At 69.9% G+C, this 18,112-nt stretch carries 20 protein-coding genes and 1 riboswitch; of the genes, 13 read left to right on the forward strand and 7 right to left on the reverse strand.

Annotated features, from left to right (window positions below; genetic code table 11):
• Positions 1-102 precede the first annotated feature (102 nt).
• Positions 103-561, reverse strand: a complete 459-nt coding sequence (locus ACWEKS_RS16250) for a hypothetical protein (RefSeq protein WP_354833010.1) — start codon at positions 559-561, stop codon at positions 103-105.
• Positions 562-798: 237 nt separating this feature from the next.
• Between ACWEKS_RS16250 and ACWEKS_RS16255 the strand changes: the two genes are divergently transcribed.
• From ACWEKS_RS16255 to ACWEKS_RS16275, 5 genes are all read left to right on the forward strand, one after another.
• A complete protein-coding gene (locus tag ACWEKS_RS16255; protein ID WP_452340831.1) occupies positions 799-1,374 on the forward strand; it encodes a DUF2599 domain-containing protein in 576 nt (191 codons plus the stop codon).
• Between the two features lie 128 nt (positions 1,375-1,502).
• The gene (locus ACWEKS_RS16260) at positions 1,503-2,783 is read left to right on the forward strand and encodes an aminotransferase class V-fold PLP-dependent enzyme (RefSeq protein WP_452340832.1); all 1,281 of its coding nucleotides are present in this window, start codon (positions 1,503-1,505) and stop codon (positions 2,781-2,783) included.
• 2 nt (positions 2,784-2,785) lie between these two features.
• Positions 2,786-4,036, forward strand: coding sequence for a heavy-metal-associated domain-containing protein (locus ACWEKS_RS16265; RefSeq protein WP_452340932.1), 1,251 nt, complete (start codon positions 2,786-2,788; stop codon positions 4,034-4,036).
• Positions 4,033-5,454, forward strand: coding sequence for a decarboxylase (locus ACWEKS_RS16270; protein ID WP_452340833.1), 1,422 nt, complete (start codon positions 4,033-4,035; stop codon positions 5,452-5,454). The genes ACWEKS_RS16265 and ACWEKS_RS16270 overlap by 4 nt, the downstream gene beginning before the upstream one ends.
• Entirely contained in the window at positions 5,454-6,788 is a 1,335-nt protein-coding gene (locus ACWEKS_RS16275; protein WP_452340834.1) for a pyridoxal-phosphate dependent enzyme, read from the forward strand. Before ACWEKS_RS16270 ends, ACWEKS_RS16275 begins: the two co-directional genes overlap by 1 nt.
• Position 6,789: 1 nt before the next feature.
• On the opposite strand, the gene ACWEKS_RS16280 is transcribed toward ACWEKS_RS16275, so the two are convergent.
• On the reverse strand, positions 6,790-7,014 hold the full coding sequence (locus ACWEKS_RS16280; protein ID WP_452340835.1) for a hypothetical protein: 225 nt from the start codon (positions 7,012-7,014) through the stop codon (positions 6,790-6,792).
• A gap of 519 nt (positions 7,015-7,533) precedes the next feature.
• Between ACWEKS_RS16280 and ACWEKS_RS16285 the strand changes: the two genes are divergently transcribed.
• Together ACWEKS_RS16285 and ACWEKS_RS16290 are read left to right on the forward strand one after the other, a co-directional pair.
• Positions 7,534-7,899 (forward strand): hypothetical protein, encoded by a 366-nt coding sequence (locus ACWEKS_RS16285; RefSeq protein ID WP_452340836.1) that lies wholly within the window; start codon positions 7,534-7,536, stop codon positions 7,897-7,899.
• Between the two features lie 120 nt (positions 7,900-8,019).
• Complete coding sequence (locus ACWEKS_RS16290; protein ID WP_452340837.1) at positions 8,020-9,888, forward strand: Na+/H+ antiporter; 1,869 nt, start codon at positions 8,020-8,022, stop codon at positions 9,886-9,888.
• Here ACWEKS_RS16290 and ACWEKS_RS16295 read toward each other — a convergent pair.
• Positions 9,864-11,120: an MFS transporter gene (locus ACWEKS_RS16295; protein ID WP_452340838.1), complete on the reverse strand. Its 1,257-nt coding sequence runs from the start codon at positions 11,118-11,120 to the stop codon at positions 9,864-9,866. The two genes, ACWEKS_RS16290 and ACWEKS_RS16295, sit on opposite strands and share 25 nt — an antisense overlap.
• A gap of 274 nt (positions 11,121-11,394) precedes the next feature.
• On the opposite strand from ACWEKS_RS16295, the gene ACWEKS_RS16300 reads away from it, so the two are divergent.
• Both ACWEKS_RS16300 and ACWEKS_RS16305 read left to right on the forward strand, forming a co-directional pair.
• A complete protein-coding gene (locus ACWEKS_RS16300; RefSeq protein WP_452340839.1) occupies positions 11,395-11,859 on the forward strand; it encodes a hypothetical protein in 465 nt (154 codons plus the stop codon).
• A complete protein-coding gene (locus ACWEKS_RS16305; protein WP_452340840.1) occupies positions 11,856-12,170 on the forward strand; it encodes a transcriptional regulator in 315 nt (104 codons plus the stop codon). The genes ACWEKS_RS16300 and ACWEKS_RS16305 overlap by 4 nt, the downstream gene beginning before the upstream one ends.
• Before the next feature lie 29 nt (positions 12,171-12,199).
• On the opposite strand, the gene ACWEKS_RS16310 is transcribed toward ACWEKS_RS16305, so the two are convergent.
• The gene (locus tag ACWEKS_RS16310) at positions 12,200-12,640 is read right to left on the reverse strand and encodes a hypothetical protein (protein ID WP_452340841.1); all 441 of its coding nucleotides are present in this window, start codon (positions 12,638-12,640) and stop codon (positions 12,200-12,202) included.
• A gap of 601 nt (positions 12,641-13,241) precedes the next feature.
• Between ACWEKS_RS16310 and ACWEKS_RS16315 the strand changes: the two genes are divergently transcribed.
• A complete protein-coding gene (locus ACWEKS_RS16315; RefSeq protein WP_452340842.1) occupies positions 13,242-13,649 on the forward strand; it encodes a hypothetical protein in 408 nt (135 codons plus the stop codon).
• Between the two features lie 80 nt (positions 13,650-13,729).
• Here the strand turns inward: ACWEKS_RS16315 and ACWEKS_RS16320 are convergent, their stop codons facing one another.
• Entirely contained in the window at positions 13,730-14,116 is a 387-nt protein-coding gene (locus tag ACWEKS_RS16320) for a DUF6221 family protein (RefSeq protein ID WP_452340843.1), read from the reverse strand.
• A gap of 97 nt (positions 14,117-14,213) precedes the next feature.
• Here ACWEKS_RS16320 and ACWEKS_RS16325 point away from each other — a divergent pair, with 97 nt between their 5' ends.
• Positions 14,214-14,840, forward strand: a complete 627-nt coding sequence (locus ACWEKS_RS16325) for a TetR/AcrR family transcriptional regulator (protein ID WP_354833038.1) — start codon at positions 14,214-14,216, stop codon at positions 14,838-14,840.
• A 58-nt stretch (positions 14,841-14,898) separates the two neighbouring features.
• Here ACWEKS_RS16325 and ACWEKS_RS16330 read toward each other — a convergent pair whose 3' ends face one another.
• Positions 14,899-15,408 carry an SRPBCC family protein gene (locus ACWEKS_RS16330; protein WP_452340844.1) on the reverse strand — a complete coding sequence of 170 codons (510 nt, stop codon included), beginning with the start codon at positions 15,406-15,408 and terminating at the stop codon, positions 14,899-14,901.
• A 60-nt stretch (positions 15,409-15,468) separates the two neighbouring features.
• Here ACWEKS_RS16330 and ACWEKS_RS16335 point away from each other — a divergent pair, with 60 nt between their 5' ends.
• Positions 15,469-16,089: a TetR/AcrR family transcriptional regulator gene (locus tag ACWEKS_RS16335; RefSeq protein WP_452340845.1), complete on the forward strand. Its 621-nt coding sequence runs from the start codon at positions 15,469-15,471 to the stop codon at positions 16,087-16,089.
• Here the strand turns inward: ACWEKS_RS16335 and ACWEKS_RS16340 are convergent.
• On the reverse strand, positions 16,086-16,427 hold the full coding sequence (locus tag ACWEKS_RS16340) for an ArsR/SmtB family transcription factor (protein ID WP_452340846.1): 342 nt from the start codon (positions 16,425-16,427) through the stop codon (positions 16,086-16,088). The genes ACWEKS_RS16335 and ACWEKS_RS16340 overlap by 4 nt on opposite strands.
• Positions 16,428-16,514: 87 nt before the next feature.
• On the opposite strand from ACWEKS_RS16340, the gene ACWEKS_RS16345 reads away from it, so the two are divergent.
• Positions 16,515-17,735 (forward strand): MFS transporter, encoded by a 1,221-nt coding sequence (locus ACWEKS_RS16345; RefSeq protein WP_452340847.1) that lies wholly within the window; start codon positions 16,515-16,517, stop codon positions 17,733-17,735.
• A gap of 72 nt (positions 17,736-17,807) precedes the next feature.
• Positions 17,808-17,983, forward strand: a riboswitch (M-box (ykoK) riboswitch).
• Positions 17,984-18,112: the final 129 nt, after the last annotated feature.

Raw genomic sequence — 18,112 nt, forward strand, 5'->3', positions numbered from 1 at the left:
GCTACAGCGCAGGCCCGTCGATCGTTTCCGATCGGCGGGCCTGTGACGTTGCGCTGGTCGGTGCGGTGACACCGCGCCGGTCAGCGCGTGACAGCACGCTGGTCAGCGGGCGTGGATGTGGGCCATCGGGGAGGTGGGCGGCGGGACGTCGCCGACGGGGGCGCGGAATTCCTGCAGCGCGGCAAGCACATCCACGTGGCGGGCGGCGTAGCAGCGCACCTGTGGCAGGGCGTGGGCGACCTCGCTGCGCTCGAGCGGTTCGGCGTCGATGTAGCCGACCTGGTCCAGGCCCACGCCCAGGGTTTCGGCGATGCGGGTGATGGCCGCGGACTTGCGGCCCCAGCCGACCTCGACGGCGGCGAAGCGCTCGGCCACGCCGTGGCGGCGCAATTGCTCTACCGTCCAGGCCCATTCGCCGCGGGAGGCGACGGCGTGCATGACGCCGCGCTCGTTGAGGATGCGCAGCGAGCGCGCGGCCTCGGCGCGCAGCGCGCCTGCGGTGGAGTCGCAGACCACCCCGTCCCACAGGGTGTTGTCGCACTCCCACACAAGCAATTTCACAGTCGCGGCGTTCATTGTTCCCCTGCCAGTCAGCAACCATCCGGTACCAAGGGTGCCGGACGGTCCTCTCTTTCACGAACCGCCCTGCGCGTGACATCGTAGGTGCTGTCTGGGCCAATGCACCAGCGCGGGCGGATTCGGAACGCCGAAGTTCCTAGCTACCCGCGAGTACGGTATGTGCGTAATCACCGCTGGTAGCGTCGGATCCAGGCCCGACGGATCGGAAGAAAGGGGCGAATGCCCATGCGGCGGCGCTGGAAGCTCGCGGGTGGCCCACCTGTGCTCGCGCTGGCACTGGTACTGACCGGTTGCGGGGCGGCCGAGGATTCGCCGCCGGTGGTGGTGAGTTCGCTGACGCTGGCGCCGCACCCCTCGACGGTCGCCGGTTCCCCGCCCACCGCCTCCGCCCAGGCCACCGACACACCCCAGCCCACCGGTTCCTCCGCGCCGGTCGCGAATCCGTCGCCGACCACGCCCGGGGTGCCGGCGGTGGATCCGTTCCCGGATCAGCCGCTCATCGACCACACCCAATGGTCCGACGATTCCGACGGCCGCCGGTTGCGGGTCTATCCGACCCAGGCCGGGCGCGCCGACACCTTCCCCGCCGCGCTGGGGCGGGCCTGGCAGGAGGTGCTCACCTCCGCGCCCGACGCCGATTCCCCCGGCATGTACGACCAGTTCCGCTGCCACTGGGAGTGGGCACGGGTGGTCCAACCGGACAAGACCAGCTGGAATCTCGAACCGTGGCGTCCCGCGGTGGGGTATGACGCGACCGTGGCGGCGCTGTGCAATCCGGGCGGACCCGAACGCTGAGCGGTCGTTCGATGCGGTAACGAAGCCGTACCGACGAAAGCGGTTGCCCGCGAGAACCTTCGAGCGCACCGGCAAATGTGCGTATCGTTGGTGACGTCCAGCGCGAACTCCTGGGAGGGAGGGTTCCGGTGCGCGCCTCCGCAGCCGCGACCTCAACGCCCACGCCGCCCGCCGCCGCCCGGGGACCGGCGCGCCCGCCCCTGCGCAGGCTCTTCCCCGCGCTGACCGAAACCTCCGACATCTACCTCGATTCGGCGTCCACCACCCAGAAGCCACTGCCGGTGATCCGCGCGGTACACCGCTATCACAGTGAACGCACCGCCAATGCCGGACGCGGCACCTACCCGTGGGCGAGCAGCCTGACCCATCGCATCGAGACGGTGCGCGAGCGGATGGCCGAATTCATCGGGGCCGCACCGGATGAGGTGGTGTTCACCGGCGGGTCCACGGCCGGTCTCAATGCGGTGGCGCTGTCGTGGGGGCTGACCACGCTGCGCGACGGCGACGAAATCCTCTACAGCCCACGCGATCACGCCTCGAACGTGTATCCGTGGCATCACCTGCGGCGGCTGCTGGGCGGGTTCGGGCGCACGATCCGGCTGGTGCCCTACCGGGTCACCGAGCTGGGCGAGGCCGATGTCGAGGATGTGGCCGCGCGCATCACCCCGCGCACCCGGCTGATCACCGTGGGGCATCTGCATCACGTGTTCGGGGCGCTGACCACCCTCGAGGAGTTGCGCGGGCGCATCGATCCGGCGATCGCGCTGTGTTTCGACTGCAGCCAGTCCGGCGGGCATCTGCCGGTGCGGGTGGCGGAGCTGGACGCGGATTTCGCGGTGTTCTCCGCGCACAAGATGTTCGGGGCGCCCGGGACCGGCGTGCTGTACTGCCGCCGCCGGCGCCACGATGAGCTGACACCGTTTCTGCCGGGCGGCAATTCGGCGGTGTCGCTGGGTGATTCGGGGCTGCTGGCCGGTTCGATGCCGCAGCTGCTGGAGGGCGGCACCCACAACATCCCCGGCATTCTCGCGCTCGGCGCGGCCCTCGAGGTGCTCGACGACCTGGGCCTGGATGCCGTCGCGGCCCACAATCGGGCGCTGACACAGCGGCTGATCGCGGGATTGCGCCCGATACCGGGCGTGGAGTTCCTGCCGGGTCCGGCGCACGCGCCGTGCGAAACCGGCTACGGGATCGTGTCTTTCACCCTGGACGGGATCAGCGCCACCGATCTCGGGTTCGTGCTCAGCGAGCTCGGGTTCCTGGTGCGCACCGGTGCGCACTGTGTGCCCGCCGACGATGTGCCGATGGACGAGGACTCGGTGCGGGTCAGCACCCACGTCTACAACACCGTCGACGAGATCGACCGGTTCATCGAGTGTGTCGCCACGATTGCCGAGGAGGTCTCTTGACCATGTCCGGCCCCGAACCCCGCTACGACCGGCGTGCCGCCTCCCGGGTGCTGGCCGCGCTGGCCCGGCCCGGCCTGGGCGCGCCCCCGGTGCTGCCGCCGCCGCGGCGCGTCGAATACACCTGCGCGGCACTGCAATCGGAGCCTGGCTCGCACCTGACGCTGTCGCAGCGGCTGTACCTGGAACGGTTCATGCGCCCGTGCCGCGCCGCCCAGGTGACCAGTGCGACCCATCGCATCGCCTGGACCGACAGCGACGGGATCCCCAATACCGGGCATTACCGGGTGGGCGGTCTGGGCGCGATCGTACCCATCGCCATGCGCGAGACGGTATTGACGCTGTGGCACGCGCTGCAGGCCGATACCGCACTGGCCCGGCGCATCTCGGAGCTGACGCCGCGCGACGAGGCGGTACTCGAGGGCACCACCACCGACCACGAGCCGCTCGAGATCTTCCGGGTGGGCATCGAGGCGGCGGGGCGAGCGCTGGCCCAGCACGCGCTGCTGGCGCGGTGGACGCCGTATCGGACGCCGACCGAATTCGCGGTCGGCATGCGGGATTCGGGGATCTACGGCGCGGTGGCCACCCGCTGGTACTGGGAGCTGCAGGCCTCGAGCTACCGGCGCGGCATGATCGCGGTGACGCTGACCACCCAACCCGATGGGACCGTACGGTATTCGGCCGAGACGGTGGCGACGCTGCGCGCGATGAAGGACATGACCATCGAGGACGCGCACCGGGTCATGCGCCGCGCCACCCACACCGAGGGATTGAGCGTGGCCGAGGCCATCACGAAATACCACGACGATCTGGACCTGATCTCGCGCCAGTACGCGCTGCTGCCGCCCGGAACGCGCCCGGCGTGCCTGGCGGCCATGCCGCATCAGCTCGACGGGGAGCACTACAGCATTCTGCCGGTGGTGATCGACACGTTCACCGATGTCTTCACCCGCATCGTGGACCGGGTCACCGTCGCCGAGGTGGCGGCCGACACCGGTTCGGACACCGCGGAACTCGCCGCCGAGGACCAGGTGTTCTTTGTGCCCGACATGACCTGCAAGCACTGCATCCGCACCATCACCGGGGTGCTGGAGTCGATGAGCGTGGGCGTGCAGGACATCGACCTGAACAGCAAGCGGGTGGTCGCGGAGTTCCGCAGCCCCCGCAACCGCCATCGCGTGTTCGAGGCCTTGCGCGACAGCGGCTACAACCCGACCGCGGTCACACCCGCGACCACCGAATCCGCGGTATGACGGCTGCCGCATCGCCGGGACTGCCGGCGAAGATGCATGCGCTGGTGCGGGAGTTCGTGGCCGCGCCGCACGCGGTGGCCGACGCGGTGGCCGAGTTCGGGTCGCCCGCGCATCTGGTGTTTCCGCAGGTGTTCGCGGAGAACCTGGAGCGGCTGCGAGCGGAGCTGGCCGCCCGGGTGCCGGGTTTCCGGATCTGCTACGCGCACAAGGTGAATCAGTCGCGGACATTCGTGGGGGCGGCGCGGGCGGCGGCCGCCGGGATCGATGTGGCCTCGGCGGCGGAGCTCGAGAGTGCGCTGAAGGCGGGGTTCGACCCCGAGCGGATCGAGGTGACCGGACCCAAGGGTGAGGGGTTCGTGCGGGAGCTGGTGGGCAGCGGGGTGACGATCAACGTGGACAACGCGTGGGAGCTGGAACGCATTGCGGCGCTGGCGCCGGCGCGGGTGCCGGTACTGGTGCGGGTGTGCGGGTTCGCGGGGACGCCGGTCAGCCGGTTCGGGGTGCCGCTGCATCGCGTCGATGCCGTGCTGGCGCTGCTGGCGGCGCAGCGGGAGCGGATCGAGTTCCGCGGGTTCGCCTTTCACCTGGATTCTGGAGAGCCGGCCGAGCGGGTGCGGGCGGTGGAGAGCTGCCTGGCGTTGACCGAGCGCGCGTACGGGTACGGGCTCGCGCCGTCGGTGCTGAATATCGGGGGCGGGTTCCGGCAGGTGTTCACCGCGGACGCGGATGCGTTCGATGCGTATGTGCACGCGTTGCGGGAATCGCTGGTGGGGCGTGGTGAGCCGATGACGTGGGGCGGCAACACCTTCGGGTTCCAGCTCGAGGACGGCGCGGTGCACGGGACACCGGTTTTTCACAAATACGCCAACATTGTGAGTGCCGACCGGATGCTGGCAGACCTGCTGGATACGGGGCTGGAATCGCACGGGGGCCGCACTTTTGCACAGGTGGCTGGGGAGAACTCGATCGAGATCTGGCTGGAGCCGGGCAAGGCGCTGGTCGATCACGCCGGAATCACGGTGGCGCGGGTGGAATTCGTGAAGGAGACCGCGGACGGCAGTACGCTGGTGAATCTGGATCTGAGCCGCGACACCGTCACCCCGGCCGATCAGGAGGTGATGGTGGACCCGATCCTGGTCCCCGCCCGCGATTTCCCCGACGCGCATTCCGGTGCGGCGGGGGTGTTCCTGGCCGGGCGTTTGTGCCTGGAGCGGGATCTGATCACCAATCACAAAGTGTGGCTGCCGCGGCTGCCCGCTCCCGGGGACTTCGTGATCTTCCCCAATACCGCTGCCTACCATATGGATTTGTCGGCAGCGCGTGCATCCATGCATCCGGTGCCGCCGAAACTGGCGGTGGTACAGCGGTCCGGGACGTTTTCGGTGGGCCGCGACGTCGACTGGCACGAGGTGCACTGATGCGCTATGACCACATCACCGAGCTGATCGGCAATACCCCACTGCTGCGGCTGGATCCGGCCGTGCACGGGCTCGCGCACGTGGAGCTGTACGCGAAACTGGAGTTCTACAACCCGTTCGGGTCGGTGAAGGACCGGGTGGCGTGGGGCATGATCCGCGACGACCTGGACGACATCGTCGCGCAGAAGAAGACGTTGATCGAGGCCTCGAGCGGCAATACCGCCAAGGCGCTGCGCATTCTGGCGGCCATGCACGGGATCGGGTTGCGGGCGGTGACCAATCGGATCAGGGTCGCCGAGGTGCGGGAGCTGTTGCAGTTGCTGGGCACCGACATCGAGGAGCTGCCCGGATTGTCGGAGTGCCCGGATCCGACCGCGCCCAACGACGTGTACTCGGTCATCGAATCGACCATGGCGCGCACGCCCGGGGGCTGGTATCACCCGTCGCAGTACACCAGCGAGAAGAACATCGAGGCGCACCATCACGGGACCGGGCGCGAGATCCACGAGGATCTGGCGCGTGACGGCATCACCCGGGTCGACTATCTGGTCGGCGGGCTGGGCACCACCGGGTCGACGCGCGGCACGGCGACGTTTCTGCGCAAACACAATCCGGAGTTGAAGACCATCGCGGTGGTGTCGGAACGCTCCGATTTCATTCCCGGTATCCGCTCGGAGACCGAGATGTGGGATGTGGGCCTGTTCCAGCCCGATTTCTACGACCGCATCATGGCGGTCGAGGCCGGGCGCGCGGTCGACGCGACGCTCGAACTGGCCACGGGGCACGGTGTGCTCGCCGGACCCACCAGCGGCGCGACCTATGCCGCGGCCCTGGAGTTCCTCGGGACCCTGGAACAGCCCGCCGCCCAGGCCGATCCGCTCGTCGCGGTGGTCATCGTCTGCGACCGCCTGGAACCGTATCTGTCCTACATCCGCAAACGCCGCCCGGAACTGTTCGGCAAACCCGGGCGCGCGCCGGCGCCGACCGCGGCCGAATTGTCGGCCACCCCGGTGCTGTCCCCCGACGAGCTCGAGCAGCTCGACCGCACGGCCCGCCCGACCATCGTCGATACCCGGGGCGCGATGGCCTACCGGATCGCACATGTGCCGGGCGCGATGAACATCCGCGACGACCAGCTCGACGACATGCTCACCCAGGGCATCCCGTTCTCGCGTTCGCGCCCCGTGGTTTTCGTCTGCCCGGTCGGTGAGGTGTCGCTGCGCTTCGCGGCCCTGGCCCGCCGCGCCGGGTACGACGCGCACAGCCTCGCGGGCGGCATCACCGCCTGGCGGGATGCGGGCAAACCCATGGAATCCGCGCCGCGACCCGAATGAGCTACGGGGCAGCCGCTTCTCGGGCGGCCCCGACCGGTTCGGGCGGGCGCCGTAGTCGCAGCCCGAGGGCGACCAGGACGGCGATGACGAGGGCGTTGACCTCGAGCTGCACGGCCCAGTCGCTCACGGTCGACCGACCGGGTTTCGGTTCGGTGCCCGCGAGCGCGTCGCAGGCTTGGATCATGGCCGCGGCCAGCACACCCGCGCACACCGCGAATCGGTGCATATCGGTCCATTGCGGGGCTGCTGAACGCCCACAGCAGGAACATCGCGTTGACGCCGAACGGGCTGCCGCCGTAGGTGAGTGGCCAGTAGACGTGATGGATGGAGGTCTGGCAGAGCACGAACTCCTCGAGCAGCGACCAGGCCGTCGCGAGGCCCAGCAGGGCGGGCCAGCCCAGGCCGCGGGTGCGCACCGCTGCGCGCGCCAATACCGCGGCGCCACCGTACATCAGCATGAATCCGGGGAGCTTGGTGACCAGGTTGGCGCTGGGGACCGGCAGCATCTCCGTGATGAGCGCGGCCCACAGCAGCAGGGTGAGCACCGGCGCCCAATCTCCGCGTGGCTCAGCGCCTTCTCGGCGTGCCCCGGTGGGTTCTCGGTGTGGCCCTGCATGTTCCCCGGGCCGCGCGGTGCGTGCGACGACGACGAGCCAGCCGCCCAGCAGTGCCGCCTCGAGGGCGGCCGCCAGTGGCCAGTAGTGATCGATGTCCACGTGCATCGGTCCCCCGCCCGCGAATCGTGTTGAGCAACAGGGTAACCGGGATCGGGGCGCGTGCCGGTGCGAAGTCGGTGAACTCGTGGAATCTGCACTTCGGCGTGCGGGGCGCTAAGGTGCCGGGGGTCGAATTCACCAGCGTTGCCAGGAGTTTCACCATCAGCATCGAGCCAGCCGCCGGTCCGGACACCGACCTGCGCATCACTCTGACCGTCTGCCATGCCGCCACCGTCGTCTGTTTCTCGGCGGGTGTCGTCTCCATCCTGATCGGTGCCTATACCGATGCCGGGACGGTGTTCAACCTGGTCGGTGTGGTGCTGTGGCTGGTGGCGCTGGCCGCCCGGTTCGGGGTTTTCGCGATCACCCGGTCGCGGTCCGGGCACGCGCCGTAGCTCCGGTCGCCCGCGGCGGAGTGAATCCGGCCGGGTCCGGGCACGCCCATGGCGGGCGGGGTTGTTCGCTGGTGGCGAGCCGATGCCGGAATCGGTTATGGCGACTGGCACGATGATCTCGTGGAGTGGGCGTTCGGACTCGTATTGCTGGTGTCGGTGGCGGTCGCATTGGCCGCCGGTGCGCGCCGGCTGGGGCTGGGTGAGCCGTTCGTGCTCACCGTCGCCGGGGTGATCGGCTCGTATCTGCCGCTGGTGCCGGAGTTCGATGTCGCACCCGAGCTGGTGTTGCTGGGGTTGCTGCCGCCGCTGCTGTACACGACGGCGATCCGCACGTCGCTGGTGGACTTCCGGCCGAAGAAGACCACGATCACCCTGCTGTCGGTGGGATTGGTGCTGTTCACCGCGTTCGCGGTGGGCGGGGTGGTGTATTGGCTGCTGCCGGTGCCGTTCTCGGCGGCGGTGGCGATCGGCGCGATCGTGGCCCCGCCCGATGCGGTGGCGGCCACGGCGGTGGCCCGCCGGGTCGGGATGCCGCGCCGGATCGTGACGCTGCTCGAGGGTGAGTCGCTGTTCAACGACGCGACCGCGCTGGTGACCCTGCGCACCGCGGTGGCCGCCATGGCCGGCAGCGTGACGATGTGGCAGGCGGGGGCGAGTTTCGTCGGCGCGGCCGGTGGCGGCGCGCTCATCGGCGGGGTGGCGGCGATGGTGCTGGCGTTCCTGCGCCGGCGCATCAGCGATCCGGTGCTGGACACGAGCGTGTCGCTGCTGGCGCCGTGGATCGCGTACCTGCCCGCCGAAGGGGTGCACGCCTCGGGTGTGATCGCGGTGGTGACCTGTGGCCTGATCCTGGGTCACGGCGCCCCGCAGTGGCAGAGCGCGGCCTCGCGCATCGCCGAGCACACCAACTGGCGCACCATCCAATTCCTGCTCGAGAGCGCGGTTTTCCTGCTGATCGGCCTGCAGGTGCGGCATCTGGTCGAGGATGCCTGGCACAGCGGGCTGTCGCATTCGACGCTGCTGTGGACCTGCGCGGCGGTGCTGGTGACGGTGATCGTGGTGCGCCCGGTGTGGGTGTTCCCGGCGACCTACGCGGCCTGGCGCGTCGAAGGGCGGCGGCAGGGCAAACCCAAGCCGGAGTGGACCGGTCAGGCGGTGGTGGCGTGGGCGGGCATGCGCGGGGTGGTGACGCTGGCCGCGGCGCTGCTGCTGCCCGGCGATACCCCGGAGCTGGCGACGCTGCGGCTGCTGGCGGTCGTGGTGGTGGGCGGAACGCTGCTGCTGCAAGGCCTGTCGCTGCCGTGGCTGGTGCGGCTGCTGCGGTTGCGCGGTCCCAGCCAGGCCGAAGACCTCCTGCAGGAAGCGAATCTGTTGCAACAGGCCACCGTCGCGGGACTGAAGGCGCTCGAGGAGAACATCGCCCCCGAGACCCCGCCGGACGTGGTCGACGCCCTGCGCAACCGTGTGGTGGTGCGCGCCCAGGCGGCGTGGGAGTTGCTGGGCCGCTCCGAATCCCAGCGCGTCACCCCCAGCGGCGAGTACCGGCGCCTGCGCCTGGCCATGCTGGCCGCCGAACGCGAAACCGTGCTGCGCATTCGTGATTCGGGCCAGGTCGATCAGGAGGTCCTGCAGGCGGTCATGGCCACCCTCGACATCGAGGAGTCCACCATCGACCGGGTCGCCGAGGCCGACGAGGACGATGGCACCCCCCTGAGCTCCCCCGTCACCGCCGGCGCCTGCGAGCACCTGCGCGAGGCCCCCTGCGTCCGCACTCCCGACACCCCCGACGCCTGCGGCGAATGCCTCGACGAGGGCCTGGTCTGGGTCCACCTGCGCATGTGCCTGGACTGCGGCCATGTCGCCTGCTGCGACTCCTCACCCGGCAATCACGCCACCAAGCACTTCGACAACACCGGTCACCCGGTCATGCGCAGCGTCGAGCCCGGTGAGTCCTGGCGCTGGTGCTACCTGGACGAACTGCTGGGCTGACGGCGAGGTCGACGGCGGGATGGGCGGCCGAAGGCCAAGGGCACGAACAACATCAGTGCGATCGCCTGTGTGGCGAGGGTGAACACGACGACCGCGGTCACCGAATGACCGTAGAGCACACCGATCAGGGTGGAGCCGGCCAGCCAGGCCAGACCGTAGACGGCGGTGAACACGCCGTATCCGGTGCCGCGGCGCGCGGCGGGGACCATGTCGGCGACCGCGGCACGCAGGGTGGATTCGTGGATGCCCATCGCCGCGCCCCACACGATCGCTCCCGCCCACACCGGGCCGGCATGGGTCGAGAACGACAGCAGCGGCACCACCGCCGACAGCGGCAGCGCAATCACCAGCCCCCGCAACCCGATCCGGTCGTAGAGGTGTCCCGAGGCGAGTGCGGCCAGTGCCGCCGCACCCATGGCGGCGGCGTAGGTGACCGGGATCAAGCTGTCGGGAAGCACGTGACCGGCCTGCAGGTGGAACGACAGCACCCCGAACGTGGCGAACCCGGCCATCGAGGTCGCGGTGAACGCCGCGTAGAGCCAGAATCGGCCCGGTAGCCGGCCATCGGCTCGCACGGTGGTCCCGGCGTCGTGATGTTCGGTTTCGTAGGCCACCGGCCGGGGCGCCGCGCGCCGCAGCCAGGCCAGGGTGAGCAACGCCAACGCGCCGGGAATGGCGAGTACCGCGAATCCGAGCCGGAAGCCGGAGAGCGCGATCATGCCCGCGACCAGCAGCGGTCCCAGCAGCGCCCCGGATTGGTCGAGTGCCTCGTGCACCGCGAACGCCCTTCCGCGCCCGATGCCCGAGCCGGCGGCCTGGGCGAGCATGGTGTCGCGTGCCGGGGCGCGCACGGCCTTGCCGAACCGTTCGACGACCACCAGCCCCGCGGCGGGCCACAGCCAGGTCGCCAGCGCCAGCAGCGGCACCGACACCACTGTCAGCGCGTACCCGGCGATCGACAATGCCCAGTGCCGGCCGGTGCGGTCGGACAACGGGCCGGTCACGAGGCGGAACACCAGCGCGACCGCCTCCCCGGCCCCGGTGACGAAGCCGACCAGTGCCGCCGAGGCGCCCAGGGTGCCCAGATACGGGCCGGTGATCGACCGCGCGCCCTCGTAGACGACGTCGGCGAGCATGCTCACCACGCCGAACGCCATCACGAACCGCAGCGGCGACAACCGATTCACCCCGGCCGCTCGATCCGCCGGCCCCCACTCGATCCCATCCGCCATGACCGACAGTCTCCCCTGCCGGCCGCCCTCCGCCCGGGTGGTCGCGAGCGGGTCGTTGCGACATGGATGGCCGGCGCATCGGGCGGAACGTGCAACATCCGGCCAGAGCGGTGGCGCGGCGGTGACCGCCCCAGCAGGGTGGCGGTCGATCGTCTTCGTGCGCAACGCTCTTCGCAGCACCGGACCCGGAATGCCCTGTCGGCTACCGGCCGCCTTGACTTTCCCATCAGGAAAGTGGACGCTTACTTTCCGAGTAGGAAAGTGAGGGGCCGACATGGACGGCATTACTCCGGATCAGGCCCGGGCGGCACTGGATGCGGCGGGACGGGCGCGGCGGCAGGTGGCCGAGGAGGTCGGGCTGCCGCGGGGGTACTGGTGGGGAATGGGTTGCGGCTGGGTGGTTTTGGGGGTGATCGGGGATGTCGGGCCGGGCTGGCTGGCGGCGGTCGCGACGCTGGTGTTCGGCGCGGGGCATTCGGCGCTGGCGTCGCGATTGCTGGACGGGCGCCATCGCACCGGCCGGGTTCAGGTCAGCGCGGAGGTCGCCGGGCGGCGCACACCGCTGGTCGTGATCACCATGCTGCTGGCGCTGGTCGCGCTGACCGTGGTGGCGGCCCTGCTGCTGGATGCCGACGGGGCCGGGCATCCGCGGACCTGGTCGGCGGCGCTGATCGCGGCTGTCATCGGGTTCGGCGGGCCGGAGCTGCTGCGGGTGGGCCGTCGCTGGGTGCGCGCATGAGCGTGGCCCGCTTCGACGAATTGATCCATCCCAGTACGCGATTGAATCTGGTCGCGACCTTGGCCGCCGCGGATTGGGCGGAGTTCGCCTTCCTCAAGGAGCGGCTGAATCTGTCGGATTCGGCGTTGTCGAAGCAGCTGGCGACACTCGAGGACGCCGGGTATGTCGCGACCGAACGCCGTCTCGAGGGCAGCCGCCGCAGGGTTCGGGCCCGCCTGACCCGCGCCGGGCGCGACGCCTTCGACGGGCACATCGCGGCGCTGCGGGAGATCGTCGCCGCGGCGACGCCACCGCAGACTCCCGCCGGCTAGGCGCTATCGGCCGGGCGAGGTGTGCGCGGTCAGTCGGTGATTCGCCATTCGTTGCGGTCGGCCATGGCGCGCGCCGACCAGCGGATGGCGTAGCCGATCATGAAGCAGGGCAGCGAGGTCAGCACGAATACCGCCGTCGCGACCACGAATCCGCTGACCAGCCCCATGATCAGCGACTGCCAGCCGGGATCGCAGCGGCTGGTGAATCCGCTGACCGCGGCGCAGTCACCGAAGGTGGCCTGCCCGTAGAGGCGGGCATACAGCGTGATCGCGGCCCAGATCGACAGTGCCAGTAGCACATTGGCGATGTACCAGCAGCGCACCAGCTTCCGGACGAAGATCAGTGCGCCGAGTTGCCCGGCGTCGAGACCGTCGGCGACGTCCTCGTTGATTCCCAGATGCCGGCCCCAGCTGGAAGGCTCGGGGACCTCGGCGACGACGGGTTTGCTGGCGTACCGGGTTGCGGTCATACAGGTCGATCCTTCTGCACCTCGAACAGTCCACGGGCACAGGTTGATTCGCGGTGCCGACCCGAACTGAAGACAAATCCGGGTCGATCATTGCAGCAGCGGCCGGTTTCCGATGGTTTTGCGGCGGAATCGTGGTCGATCACAGTCGCTGCGCCGGGGAGGTGCCGCGGCTTCGAATTGCGGTGCGGCGGCACCGAGGCCGGGATCGGGGGTGGCCTCGGCGCCGCCGTATTCGCGGCGCCGCCAGATGCGGGGACGCGGGTGCGAGCCTCGGGGAAGAGACTCGCGGGTATCCGGTGCCGTGGGCGTCTGCGCGTGTCCGCCTGGGCACGATTCGGACAACAAGAACGGTAGCGACGCGGTAGCTGCATTGCTCGGCGAGCACGAGAATTAGGGGATCGTTAGGGGCATCGGACTTTTCGGGCCGATCGGATGCAGCTGGACGATAACCGCTGATCATGAGGCCGCCACGACCACCCGAATGGTCCGGAACGAGTCGTCCGATACGCGCGTGCCGGGGGTCCTGACCGCCGACACTGGTGGAATGCGCCATTGGCGCGAAAGATCCCATTCCTCCGTATATCTGGGGAGATGATCGACGATGATCCGGTCACGGAAGTCGGCCCTCACCGCATTCACCACCTTCGCCGCCGCAGCCGCGGCGCTCGTACTCGCCGCACCGCAGGCGTCGGCGTATGTCACCAGCGTCAGCGTGTCCAGCGGGTCGAGCATCGGTCTCGGCGGCGGTGGCTACGGCACCAACTGCTCGTACACGGTCACCGTGAACGGCAGCCCGTACGAATACGTCTGGCTCTACGACAGCAACACCGCCACCTTCGGTCAGCAGCAGTTCAGCCTCGGCAGCGGCGGCACCGGCACCTCCAGCTGGACGCCGACCTCGACCGGGGTGCACTACATCCAGGCCTGGACCTACAACGGCTCGCAGTGGGCGCTGGTGACGGTCAAGACCGGCATCAACCTCGGCAGCGCCTGCGTGGTCACCGGCTAGCGGCGCGAGTACCCGGCGGTCCGGTGCCGGGCGTCGATGGCATCCGGCACCGGGCCAATGGATTCGGCCCGGTGCGCCGATCAATCACGCGGGAGCGGGTAGTCGCGGTGATCGGACCAGATGCCGGCCACCGCGCGGACGGTCGGGCACGGCCACGCCGCCGGTTCCTGGCCGCCACGAGAGTCGGGCTGCCGGCACACCGAGCAATGGCCGCCCGTGTCGGGGGTGTGCTGGCCGAGGATCAGCCGCAGCGCCGCCTGGTGGCGCAACAGTTCCCTCGGTGTCGGTGCGCCGGGCAGGAACACCGACGAGGGGGCGGTGCGGCTGCCGCGGCGGCGCACGTGACGCACCCATTCGTATTTGATCTCGCGGCCGGTGTCCTGGAAGTCGCGCTCGAGTTTCAGAGCGAATTCGGCGGCTTCCTGCTGCTTGTCGAGGCGGCCCGCGATGAACGCGCTGATATCCATCCACCCACGGTAGTCGGCACCGCCGGCATCGCCGCGAATCCGCCCGCCGGTGCCGGGTGTGCGATACCGCCCGGCACCGGGCACTACTCTTGACCCGGTGCACACCGAGCAGCCTCCCTCCGACGCCGAGCCCCGTATCTGGGGTGGGACGACCCTCACCGAACGCCGTGAGGCGCGCCGGGCCGCGTTGCTCGAGGCCGCACTGGATCTGATCGGCGAGTCCGGGGCGGGCGCGGTGACCATGCGCGCTGTGTGCCGGCGCGCCAACCTGACCGACCGCTACTTCTACGAATCCTTCGCCAGCCGAGACGAACTGCTCGATGTGCTCTATCGCCAGATCGCCGAGGAGTTCCTGGATCCGATGACGGCCTTCGCGGTCGCCGACGATCCGGACCGGGATCGCGCGCTGTCGGAGACGCTGGTGGCGAAGGTGCTCGAGGATCCGCGCAAGTCGCGGCTGTTTCTGGTGGAGCCGTATTCCTCGACGGGGCTGGGGCAGACGACGATCGCGGTGATGCCCGCGTTCACCCGGTTGATCCAGGATCACCTGTTCGCCCATATCGAGGATCCGGTGCGGCGCCGGCTGGCGGCGGTCACCATGGCCAGCGGCAATGCGGGCATGTTCTCGGCGTGGCTCAATGGCACGCTGCGCGCCACGCGCGAGCAGATCGTCGACCATCTGGTGGAGACCATCGACGCCTATCGCGGCGTGTATCGCGGCTGACCCGGGCGGTTGGCCCGCCCGGATCCGCTTGCGGCGCAGCGGGTTCGGTTCCGGCCGATCAGGCGGCCGGTACCGCGGCGTGGACGCGGTCGAGTGATCGGCGCAGTATGCGCACCCAGGGGGACCATCGGGCCGGTTCGGCGGGCGGGTGCCCCATTTCCGTCGCGGCGCGATCGAGCAGTTCCTCGAGCACCGCGTCGTGCAGCCAGCGGATGGCGAGGCTCCACAGCAGCCGGCCCCGCGGCGTGCGGGCCCGCGCGACGACGAGATGCCTCAGCACGCAACCCCGTTCACCGCGATCGATGATCTCGAAGGTGTGCGTGCCGGCGAAGGGCATGCTCGGCGCGAAGGTGAACTCGACGGCGCGGCCGGGTTCGTACGCGGTGCAGACGTAGCGGATGTTGCCGTGCCCGCCGTCGGCGCCGACCTGCAGCGGCCGGTCCAGGATCAGGGTCGGCCAGTGCTCGCCCGGCCAGAGCGGGTTGCCCGGCTCGGCCACCGCATCGAGCAGGGCGCCGGCCCGTTGCGCCGACACCGGCAGTTCTCGCTGGTGAATGTTCCAGATCATCGACTCACCCGTTCCGTACGGTACCGTATGTTCCGATTCCATACGGTACCGTACGGAGCTATGGCGGAGAAGAGGCGACGGCTCAGCCGTGACGATTGGGTCGCGGCCGCGCTGGCGGCGCTCGGCGAGGGTGGCGTGGGCGCGGTCGCCATCGAACCCCTGGCCGCGCGGCTGGGCGCGACCAAGGGCAGCGCCTACTGGCATTTCGCGAATCGGGACGAGTTGCTGGCGGCGGCCCTGCAGCGCTGGGAGCACGAGGAGACCGATGCGGTGATCGCGCTGGTGTCGGCCGAACCCGATCCGGCGGTCGGGCTCCGGACGCTATTGGGCGCGGCGCTGGCGCATCCGCAGGAGAAGCTCGCGGTACTGCTGGCCGGGGCGACGGATCCGCTGGTGGAGCCGGTGCTCACCCGGGTCACCGTGCGGCGCATCGCGTATCTGGCCGAACTGTTCACCCGGCTCGGTTTCGCCGACCCGGTGGCGAAACATCGTGCGGCACTGGCGTATTCGGCGTATCTGGGCACAGGTCAGCTGTGGCGGACGATGCGCGGCACGCTACCGGCCGACCAGGAGGCCTGGGAGTCCTACGTCGACGAGATCTGGCGGGTGCTGACCACCCCGGGTCCGACCGGGCACGCACCGGCGCCGGGCAGCGCGAAGTCGCCGCGAGACTCGGGCTAGACGCTCAGGGCCGCACCACGGCCGTGGGTGAGGACCAGGTCGAGCAGCCCGGGGAAGCGGGCCTCGAGGTCCTCGGTGCGCAGGCGGTTGAGGCGGCGGGTGCCCTCGTCGCGCTGGCGGATGACGCCGGCTTCGCGCAGGGTTCTGAAGTGCCCGCTCTGGGTGGATTTGCTGATCGGCAGGTCGAAGGTGGTGCAGGCCAGTTCGCCGTTCTCGGCGGCGGCCAGGCGGGTGACGATGGTGAGCCGGACGGGGTCGGCGAGGGAGGCCAGCACGCTGGTGAACCGCAGTTCGTCGCGGGCGGGGTGAACCAGTTCGGTCGCGGTTCGGCTTGCCATGGCGTCCAGGCTAGTCCACATGTTCACAAAATCCGAACATCTTGTTATGTTCGGAATTATCGAACATGCCTGTGCCGGGAGGACGCCATGACCGTCGAGCAATCCACCGCAGCCCCCGAAGACGCTGCCTCCCCGCAGGATTCACCGCCGGGGAGCGGTACGCGGTTCTGGGGCACCGCCTACACGCTGCTGATCCTGTTGACCGGCACGAATGTGGCCACACCGCTGTATCACGGCTACGCGCATCGGTTCGGGTTCTCACCGCTGGTGATGACGCTGGTGTTCGCGGTCTACATGGGGGTGCTGATTCCCGCGCTGCTGATCGCCGGCCCGGCCTCGGATGCACTGGGGCGGCGCCGGATTCTGCTGCCCGCGCTGGCGCTGGCGGCGCTGGGCACGCTGGGTTTCGCGCTGGCCGGCGCGGTGGTCTGGTTGTTCGCGGCCCGCATCCTGCAGGGGCTGGCGGTCGGGGCGGCCTCGGGTGCGCTCACCGCCGCGCTGACCGAGCTGGAACCGCACGGTGATCGCCGCCGCGCGGCCCTGGTGTCGGCGGTGGCCTCGGCCGGCGGCATGGGCCTGGGCCCGCTACTGGGAGCTGTTCTGGCGCAATATCTTCCGGCTCCCTATGTGACGCCTTTCGGGGTGGAGCTGGCGCTGCTGGTCCCGGCCGCGGTGGCGGTGGCGGCGCTGCCGGAGACCGCGACGGTCACCCGGTGGCGGCCGCGGCGGCCGAGTATCCCGGCCGGGATGGGTGCGGTCTTCGCGGCCGCGGGCACGGGCGCGTTCCTGGGTTTCGCGGTGGTCGGCGTCTTCCTCACGCTGATCCCGACCTATGCCGCGACCCTGTCGGGCAGTGCGAATCTGGTGGTCGGGGGCGCGGCGGCCGCGCTGCTGCCCGCGGCGTGGGCGGTGGCGCAGCTGGTGGGTTACGGCAAACCCGAACGGGCCCTGGACTTCACGGGGTTCCCGCTGCTGGCGGTGGGTCTGGTACTGCTGGCGATCGCGGGGGCGGTCTCCTCGCTGCCGTTGCTGTTGTTCGCGACAGTGCTGGCCGGGGCCGGTCACGGCCTGGTGTTCCTGTCGGGATTGACCGCGATCAATGCGGCCGCGCCGGCCGATCGGCACGCCGATGTGCTGTCGACCTATTTCGTGATGGCCTATTGCGGCAGCGGCGGCCCGGTCATCGGCGTCGGCCTGCTGGCGGGCGCGACCGGTTTGCTGGCTGCGGTGCAGATCTTCGCGGCGGTGGTGGCGGTGCTGTGTGTGGTGCGGCTGGTGGCGCGGGTCGCGGTCGAGGCGCGCCGCTAGCGGGTGCGCGAATGCGACGGCGCTCACGTCGGGTTGCCGATCGCGGCGGGCCGGTGTTTACTTCTGGTCGCAAGGTGCCGTCGTTAGCTGAGGCTCCTTCACGGATACAGGCCGGCGATCCCGAACGTCGAGAGACGCCCCGGATCAGGACAGGTTTCCCCGAGCTAAGGGGATGCCCCGACCGGCTCCCGCCACCCGTGGCGGGTTCACGCCGTGGAGTGCTGAAGGTCTTACGAGGGGTGGTACCCGTACCGGCGATGTCGCGCCGGTCCCACTCCCCTGGCATGCGTGCGTGTGGCGTCGAGGAGGTGGTGGTCGTGCCCGATGGACCGGATCGAGTTCCGTTAGCCAATCGTTCACTCGGTGTCACTCCCGCA

Source organism: Nocardia sp. NPDC004711, from assembly GCF_053601595.1.